The sequence below is a fragment of the Arcobacter sp. genome (assembly GCF_050300555.1).
Taxonomy (GTDB): domain Bacteria; phylum Campylobacterota; class Campylobacteria; order Campylobacterales; family Arcobacteraceae; genus Arcobacter.
This window is the reverse complement of sequence record NZ_JBNKXY010000394.1, coordinates 1-533: the sequence shown is the minus strand read 5'-3', so window position 1 is coordinate 533 and position 533 is coordinate 1. Positions and strand designations below refer to the sequence as shown.

1 protein-coding gene is annotated in these 533 nt (G+C 22.5%); it reads left to right on the top strand.

Annotation, left to right across the window (positions count from 1 at the left end; all coding sequences use genetic code 11):
- Window positions 1-446, top strand: a 446-nt coding sequence (locus ACQY5W_RS13555) for a nucleoside phosphorylase (RefSeq protein WP_428025497.1), incomplete at its 5' end; no start/stop codon positions are given.
- Between the last annotated feature and the right edge of the window lie 87 nt (window positions 447-533).

Below are 533 nucleotides of genomic sequence, written 5' to 3'. Positions count from 1 at the left end.
AGGACATTTCAGTCCAAAACTTCAAACTTTTTTTTAATGATAATATTATTTTAATAGTATCAGGTATGGGTAAAAAAAATACAGTAGATTCTTTAAATTTTGTATTTGAAAATTATTTAATATCAAAAGCTATTAATATTGGAATTGCAGGTTGCTGTGATGAAAGTATAAAAATAGGAACACTTTTTTGTACAAATAAATTGTTAGCAAATATAAATTTTGCCCCAATTACTACTGTTGATGAGCCTTTAGAAAGTGATGAAAACTTAGAAACACTTCTAGTAGATATGGAGAGTTCACATTTTAAAGAAACTTGTTTAAAATATATAAAAGATATATACATATTTAAAGTGGTTTCTGATTATTTAGATACTACAATTCCAAAAAAATCATTTGTTATTGAACTTATTCAAAATAGTTTTAAGTTATGGGAAAAATATATATGAGTATAGAAAAATTCAATGAGCATATTTTAAAAACGAATTATGAGAATTTAAAAGAAAAAAACAAAGAGTTTATAAAAGAGATATATT